The sequence below is a fragment of the Pseudomonas sp. genome (assembly GCF_026224925.1).
In the GTDB taxonomy this organism is placed as follows: Bacteria; Pseudomonadota; Gammaproteobacteria; order Pseudomonadales; family Pseudomonadaceae; genus Aquipseudomonas.
Genome location: NZ_JAMFRV010000443.1, coordinates 1 through 7,739, shown reverse-complemented (window position 1 = coordinate 7,739; position 7,739 = coordinate 1). Strand labels below are relative to the sequence as shown.

Below are 7,739 nucleotides of genomic sequence, written 5' to 3'. Positions count from 1 at the left end.
AGCAACTCGGGAATGCCTCGAAACAGGATCGAATACAGGTCCCCCAAGCCCCGGAATATGCGTCGACGAGACAGCTTTGCCGCTGCAATCACGCCCCCGATCAGTGCGCCAATCAACAACGCCGCCAAGGTCAACAACAGGGTAGTACCGGCGGCTTTGAGCAGCGCCATCCCCCAACCCGTTTCACCGAAGCTCAGCATCTGCAAGAGATTCATATACACGTTCCTGCGAATAGCTTGTTTGAAGCCTGGCGCCGTTAAGGCGCCAGGTACGCCAGCATCAGGATTTTGGAGTCAAATCCAGCTTGAACCATTTTTCGCTGAGTTTTTTAACGGTGCCGTCAGCCAGTGCTTCTTTCAACGCGGCATCGAACTTGGCTTTCAAATCTGCATCTTTCTGACGGAAGCCCAACGCTTCGCCTTCACCCCAGATCGGACCGGCGATCTGTGGACCGGTGTACACCAGCTTTTTGTTTTCCGGCTTGTCCATCAGTGAGTTCAAGAAGGTCACGTCATCGAAATCCACATCGATTCGGCCAGCCTGCAAATCCAGAATCGCTTCTGCCGAGCTGCTGTATTCGCGAATGGTGGCGACGTCTTTGAACTGCTCATCAATGAACGGGGTGTAGACCGTGCCCGAAGCAATACCGATGGTTTTGCCCTTCAACGCAGTACGCAGTTCTTCAACACTGGCACGGACTTGTTTGGCATCAGTGCCCAAGGTAATGCCCGCCGCTTGACCGGTTTTACCCGGCAGCAATTTCGCGTCGAGCGCAACGAAACTGGCAGGCGTACTTGCGTAAGGGATGGAGAATGCCATGACCTCTTTGCGTTCTGGCGTGATCACGATAGCGTCCATCAGGACGTCGAACTTGCCCGAGTTCAGGCTGGCAATCATCCCGTCCCAGTTCTGCACCACCACGTTGCACTTCAATTTCATGCGTTGGCAGAGGATATCCATCAGTTCAGGCTCGAAGCCGCCGATCTTGCCGCCCGGCAACGTCAGATTCCAAGGCTCGTACGCGCCTTCCGTAGCGATGTTTACAGACGTCCAGTCTTTGGCATGCACAACTGGCATAAACGCCAGTGCTGCGGCACTAACAGCTACACAACCAAACCAACTGATTTTCTTCGACATCGTTATCCTTCCCGCCTAAGCCAAATGAGAACGTGGAGTACAAAAAACCACACATGTGGTCCCCTATGCTTGTACATACAGGTACAAGCAATTTAAACGCCAACTCTGAAAAAGTGTCTCAAAAAGTAACCGAGCCGCAGCCTGACAGCTCTTGAGACAGATTTTGACTGTAGCGGGTTCTAGACGTGGCTGGGAAATCGCACTAAATCGGGGACAAGGCGTTACTTTCCGAACCAAAAGTGTGCTTTGGGGGGAAGGAGTATGGATCTGCAGGTGCAGGTGATCGGTAGGCGCTAACGTGTTGGCGATTTTTCGGGCGGCGCGGGCTGTCTGACACGCCGTCTCGCCAACAAGTTGGCTCCTACAGGGGGATTGGGAGTTAGCGCTTAGCCATGACCTCAGCGACGACGCTGATCAACTCGCCGCTGCGCACTTGCTCGGTAACACTCACGATGTCCGGATAGAACGCGCGATCATCGTTGGCCACTGGCACGCGGGTACGGACCAGGTCGTAGACGGCTTTTGTGGCTGAAGATGCCTTGCTCACTTGATAAAAATCCAATGCCTGGCAGCCCACTAGAACCTCGATGGCCAACACCGATTCCAGTTTCTGCGACACTTTGTAGGCTTTGATTGCCGCGTTGTAGGCAAAGCTGACCGGATCTTCCTGGTTGCCGCAGGTAGATACCGAATCAATAGACGCCGGGTGCGACAGCACTTTCATTTCCCCAAGCAGGCCAGCAGCGGTGTACTGAACAATCATGTAACCGTTGTTGAGGCCAGGGTTACGCACCAGAAATGCTGGCAGTTCGCTGAAGTGCGAATTGACCATGCGATCGGTACGGCGCTCGGAGATTTTCGCCAGGTTGGTTAACGCGATGCACAACGTGTCAGCCGACATGCCTATATAGGTGCCATCGAAATTGGCACCGGAGATTGCGATCCCGTCACCGTCGTCGAGGGGGAATATCACCGGGTTATCGCCTGACGAGTGAATTTCGTTTTCGATGCTCTGCCGCGCATTTTCGATGAATCGTTTGGACGCGCCATGCACCTGTGGAACGGCACGCAAGCTGTAGGCGTCTTGAAGTCGGTAGTCTACGTTTTCGGCAATTAACTGGCTGTCATGCAGCAGCGCGCTGATATTGCTCGCGGTTTGCGCTTGTTCTGCGTGTGCTTTGACCGAGTGATAGCGAGGGTCGAACGCGCGGATAGTCCCTTTCAGCGCCTCCAATGACAACGCCGCCGCGACATCGGCAATCATGGCGGCCTGCTGGGCGTTGTACAGCGCAAGCATGGCAATGGCCGTCACCGAGGTGCTGCCATTAAGCATTGCCAAGCCTTCTTTGCACTGCAGATCGGTCGGCTGCAAACCTGCGAGCTTCAATGCGGTCGCGCCATCCACCCACTCACCGCCCTTGACCCGAGCTTGACCTTCGCCTAGCAACACCAAAGCCAAATGGCCTTCAACCGCCAAATAACCCACTGAACCTTCACCTGGGGCAAACGGCAACACGTCGTTGTTGAGCAGCGCCGCGATCAGTTCCAGCAGCTCTAGACGCACCCCGGAATAGCCTTTGCCCAAGCTGATCAGCGTCATCAATTGAATCGCGCGCACTTGCTCGCGATTCAGCGGCTCACCGACTGAAACCGCGTGAGAGCGCACGATATTGACCTGCAGGGCTTTGGCGTCTTTGGGCGAGATCACGTGCTTAACGTTGTCGCCGAAACCGGTCGTCACGCCGTAGACCAAGCGATTCTCATCGAGAAAGCGCTCGATCAGACCCCGCGACTTTCTAACCCGCGCCTCATACGCCGGGGAAAAAGATACCGTGGCCGAGTAGCGAGCGATGGCAACGAACTCTTCAATGGAGGGTTCTTTATCGCCCAGTACAACGTGACTGATCTGCTGAGGGTAGTGGGTCATGGAGGGCTCCGGGCCTGGGGAAATTGATGGGTAATTGCATGCCGGAAAGCCTAAGGAGGTTTACATCTGAAGAAAAGATGGCTAAATCTGTCGCTATCGTTAGATTTTCTAAACCTTCTTCGCTGAGAAATACATGAGCACTTTACCGCCGCTGCGCTCTCTCCAAGTGTTCGAAGCTGTTGGCCATTGTGGCGGCGTCGCTCAAGCAGCCAAGCGCCTGGGGATTTCGGCCGGTGCGGTGAGCCAACAAATGAAAATCCTCGAAGACGCCCTCGGGTTGAGCCTCATGTACAAGGAAGGCCAGCGCTTAAGGATGAATGCCAGTGGTCGACGCTTCCATTCGCGCTGCACATCAGCCTTCGAAGAACTCAGGCTCGCCGCCGTCGAAGTTGAACGCAGCAAAAATCCCGACCATCTGTACGTCAGCGCCCTGCCCTCAGTTCTTTCCAAGTGGCTCGCGCCGCTGACTTATGAATGGGAAAAACAATGGCCAACATTGACCCTGCACTTCGACAGCACCTTGACTGAAACCTTGGACGAAGACGGCGTGGATTTTCGTATCGGCTACGGCGAAAGCACGGAAACCTCGGCGCACACACTGGAGTTGTTTCGAGATTGTGTGGTCCCCGCCTGCTCGCCAACACTGATCGCCCCGAATGTCACCCTCTACAAAGCAATACAGCTGTTACGCCTGCCGCTGATTAGCATCGATTCCCGACCAAAGTTCGACTCACCGCCTTCATGGCAGGAGTGGTTCGAATCGGCTGGGGGGCAAACCGACCAGCCCATCGCTGCCCTTCGAAGCTTCTCGTCCTCGAGCATGGCGATTCAAGCGGCCATTGACGAACAAGGCGTGGTGCTCGCGCAGTATTCCATGATTGAAAAAGACGTCGCGGCGGGCCGACTGATTATTCCTTACGCCTACGCCATTCAGCTTTCGTCGCCGTACCAACTTAGCTGGAACCCGAACTCGTTACATAAACCACAGTGTCGCGACTTTCACCGCTGGCTGGTAGCGTGTGGCAAAGCGCAACAGCAACGTACCGATGAGCTATTGGCGTTATCCGCCCAGCACTAAGTTGTTGTTTAATTTATTTCAGGAGCCCTAAACCAATGAGTAGCCAGTACAAGGCAGTATTTCTCGACCACACCTCCCTTGACCTTGGCGACTTGGACTTCACTGCCCTGCGCGAGAACTTCAGCGAACTGGAGTTGCACAGCAGCAGTTCGCCGCAGCAAATCAAAGAGCGCCTGCAAGGTGCGCAGGTAGCGATCACCAACAAAACCGTGATCGACGCCGAGACATTCGCCGCGTGCCCGGGGTTGAAACTGGTACTGATCACTGCCACGGGCACCAACAATGTCGATTTGGTAGCGGCCCGGGAACACGGGGTGGTCGTCAGTAATTGCCAGGGTTATGGCACGCCGTCCGTGGCGCAACACACACTGACGTTGCTGCTCGCGCTGGCAACGCGCCTGCCTGACTATCAAAACGCCGTGCAGCAAGGGCGCTGGCAACAAGCGAAACAGTTTTGCCTGCTGGATTTCCCTATCGTAGAGCTGGAAGGTAAAACCTTGGGCCTGTTGGGTCATGGCGAACTGGGTGGCGCCGTGGCGAAATTGGCTGAAGCGTTCGGCATGCGCGTGCTGCTCGGGCAAATCCCGGGGCGCCCTGCCCGTCCAGACCGCGTGCCACTGAGTGAGCTACTGCCACAGGTGGATGCATTGACCTTGCATTGCCCGCTCAACGAACACACCCGCGACATGATCGGTGCTCACGAACTGTCGCTGCTCAAACCCCATGCGTTTGTGATCAATACTGCTCGCGGCGGCTTGATCAACGAGCAGGCCCTGGCCGACGCGTTGCGCAACGGTCACCTAGGCGGTGCAGCGACTGACGTACTCACCGTCGAACCTCCGGTTGATGGCAATCCACTGTTGGCGGGCGATATTCCAAGACTGATCGTCACCCCGCACAACGCGTGGGGCAGCCGCGAGGCTCGGCAACGAATCGTCGGCCAGCTCATCGAAAACACCCAAGCATACGTCGCCGGAACACCGCGACGCGTGGTGAGCTGAGACGCTAGGCACAGGCCTGATGAAAAACGTTTAGACTTCGCCCATTTTGCAGGAGCTAAAGATGGACCCGCGCAGCGAAGTATTACTCCGTCAGGCCGAATTGTTTCAGGGCTCGTTGCTCCTGGCCGGATTGCCTGCCGACGATCTGCTCGGGCAATTGCCGAACGCTCATGGCTGGTGCTGGCATGCCGGCGACCAGGCAACCCTGGATTCAGGCTTCGAAGGTCGCACCCACTTCGGCGTTAACGCGCCGGAACAACCGTTTGAAGCCGCTGTGGTGTTCTTGCCCAAATCTCGTGACTTGGCCGACTACGTGTTGAACGCGCTGGCTTCGCGCCTGGCGGGTCGCGAGTTGTATTTGGTCGGTGAAAAGCGCAGCGGCATTGAAGCCGCTGCCAAGCAATTAAGCCCATTTGGCAAGCCGCGCAAACTCGACAGCGCTCGTCACTGCCAACTGTGGCTGGTCACCGTAGACCATGCGCCGCAAGCGGTCGAGCTAGAAAGCCTCGCGCAGCATTACGAAGTAGAAATGGAAGATGGCCCACTCAAAGTGGTCAGCCTTCCCGGTGTGTTTAGTCACGGCCGCCTCGATCGTGGCTCTGCGCTGCTGCTAAAAAATCTCGACAAGCTGCCCAGCGGCAACGTCCTTGATTTCGGTTGTGGCGCAGGGGTGTTAGGCGCGGCGGTCAAGCGTCGCTACCCGCATAACAGCGTTACGCTGCTGGACGTCGATGCCTTCGCGACTGCCAGTAGCCGCCTGACATTGGCAGCCAATGGATTGGAAGCCGAAGTGTTGACCGGCGACGGAATCGACGCTGCGCCCATGGGTTTGAGCACTATCCTAAGCAATCCGCCGTTCCATGTCGGGGTTCATACTGATTACCAAGCCACAGAAAACTTGCTGAGAAAAGCACGCCTACATCTGAAATCAGGCGGCGAACTGCGCTTGGTTGCCAACAGTTTCCTGCGCTATCAACCGCTGATCGAAGAGCATTTGGGCGTCTGCGCAATCAAGGCAGAAGGCCAGGGGTTTCGCATATACCGCGCCAAACGCGCTTGAAATAAGCACTTGCCGAATGCGTTACGCGTAGGCAGAATCCGCTCCGTCCTAGGGGAGTAGTCTCCCACGAGCCTCCATGCTCGTCCGGCACGTATCAACATACTTGGTCAGCAGACCATGGTACGTGCGACCCAGATCCGCTCAGACGGATCGGTGGTTTGACAAGACCTATGACACGCACACCTTACCCAGGGCGGGGAGGCTGTACGTGTCATAGCCGTGTCTACCCGCCCTTAGGAAAAACCTGATGCTGGAATCCCTGCTAGTCCCTACCGCTGTTGTTGCCTTGGCCGAAATCGGTGACAAGACCCAACTGCTCGCCCTGATTCTCGCTGCACGCTTTCGCAAACCCTGGCCAATCATTGCAGGCATCGTTGCTGCCACCCTGGTTAACCACGCCGCAGCTGGCGCGATTGGCGCATGGTTCGGCAGCTTGTTTTCAGATGCCACGCTGCATTGGATTCTGGCCGCCAGTTTCGTCGCTACCGCGCTGTGGACCTTAGTCCCGGACAAAATGGACGACGACGAAGGCAGCTCGGCGCGCAAATTCGGACCATTTCTGACCACGCTGATTGCATTCTTCATTGCGGAAATCGGCGACAAAACCCAGATCGCGACCGTGATGCTCGCCGCGCAATATTCGCACTTGTGGCTAGTGATTCTCGGCACCACGGCGGGCATGTTAATCGCCAACGTTCCAGTGGTGTTGGCCGGTAACTTTGCCGCCGACAAGCTGCCCCTCACCTTGATTCGTCGTTTGGCGTCGTTGGCGTTCTTCGTCTTGGCGGCGTTCGCGGTTTATAAGGCTATGCAGATCAGCGGCTGGGTCTGACACCCGCGTCGGCAGCCTAGCAATCGGGTCGTCAATGACGGCCCGGTTGACCCAAAATCTTCAGCCTGAAAACACAACACCATCATATAACTCGCTTCCATACTCAATAACGACTCACACGAATTAAACACGGCCCTTTGGTCGCCCCCGCCTCAGGTTTTCCAAGGCCTGAGCCGATAAGGCAGGACAGACGTAATCTCACGTCCGGAGCCTTTATGAAGTTCAAGTCAATCCAGTTTTCCGTGGCGGCCCTAGCCGGTGCCATCGTCCTCAGCGTAGTAGCTGCACTCGTTTTGTATGCGCTGTTTTCCGGAGCCCGCACCCAAGAACTGGTGGACAAACGTACTCAGGGCCAATTTGAGCAAGCCGTTGAACAACGCCTCACTGCCATTGCTCAGACCCAAGCCAGTGAGATCAAACGTGAGCTGGAGTCGCCGCTGCAAATCGCCGCGGGCCTGGCACGGGTCAACGCCCTGATGGGTATGAAAGACAGCAAAGGCGATCCGCAGCTAAAAATCAGCCGCGAACAACTGCTGAACATGCTGCGCGAAACCGTGGTGCAGAACCCGAAAATTCTCGGGTCGTACATCGCATGGGAACCCGGCGCAGTGGATCACAACGACGCCGCGTATATCGACCCTCCGGTGCTGGGCATGGAGAAAGACGGGCGCATGTTGCCTTGGTGGTACCGCAAACAGGACGGT

6 protein-coding genes, 2 pseudogenes and 1 riboswitch are annotated in these 7,739 nt (G+C 56.3%); of the genes and pseudogenes, 5 read left to right on the top strand and 3 right to left on the bottom strand.

Annotated features, from left to right (window positions below; translation table 11 throughout):
- The 3 genes and pseudogenes from M0974_RS19260 to hutH form a co-directional block, all read right to left on the bottom strand.
- Positions 1-215 (bottom strand): annotated as a pseudogene (locus M0974_RS19260) (ABC transporter permease); the annotation flags it as partial.
- A 64-nt stretch (positions 216-279) separates the two neighbouring features.
- Complete coding sequence (locus M0974_RS19255; RefSeq protein WP_297840284.1) at positions 280-1,137, bottom strand: transporter substrate-binding domain-containing protein; 858 nt, start codon at positions 1,135-1,137, stop codon at positions 280-282.
- Positions 1,138-1,516: 379 nt separating this feature from the next.
- Complete coding sequence (hutH, locus tag M0974_RS19250; protein WP_297840281.1) at positions 1,517-3,064, bottom strand: histidine ammonia-lyase; 1,548 nt, start codon at positions 3,062-3,064, stop codon at positions 1,517-1,519.
- A 133-nt stretch (positions 3,065-3,197) separates the two neighbouring features.
- Here hutH and M0974_RS19245 point away from each other — a divergent pair, with 133 nt between their 5' ends.
- From M0974_RS19245 to M0974_RS19225, 5 genes and pseudogenes are all read left to right on the top strand, one after another.
- Complete coding sequence (locus M0974_RS19245) at positions 3,198-4,142, top strand: LysR substrate-binding domain-containing protein (RefSeq protein WP_297840278.1); 945 nt, start codon at positions 3,198-3,200, stop codon at positions 4,140-4,142.
- A gap of 35 nt (positions 4,143-4,177) precedes the next feature.
- Positions 4,178-5,143: a 2-hydroxyacid dehydrogenase gene (locus M0974_RS19240; RefSeq protein ID WP_297840275.1), complete on the top strand. Its 966-nt coding sequence runs from the start codon at positions 4,178-4,180 to the stop codon at positions 5,141-5,143.
- Between the two features lie 61 nt (positions 5,144-5,204).
- Entirely contained in the window at positions 5,205-6,203 is a 999-nt protein-coding gene (locus tag M0974_RS19235; RefSeq protein WP_297840272.1) for a class I SAM-dependent methyltransferase, read from the top strand.
- A gap of 39 nt (positions 6,204-6,242) precedes the next feature.
- A riboswitch (yybP-ykoY riboswitch) is annotated at positions 6,243-6,430 on the top strand.
- Between the two features lie 20 nt (positions 6,431-6,450).
- Positions 6,451-7,035, top strand: a complete 585-nt coding sequence (locus M0974_RS19230; RefSeq protein WP_297840269.1) for a TMEM165/GDT1 family protein — start codon at positions 6,451-6,453, stop codon at positions 7,033-7,035.
- 215 nt (positions 7,036-7,250) lie between these two features.
- Positions 7,251-7,739, top strand: a pseudogene (locus M0974_RS19225) (methyl-accepting chemotaxis protein); the annotation flags it as partial.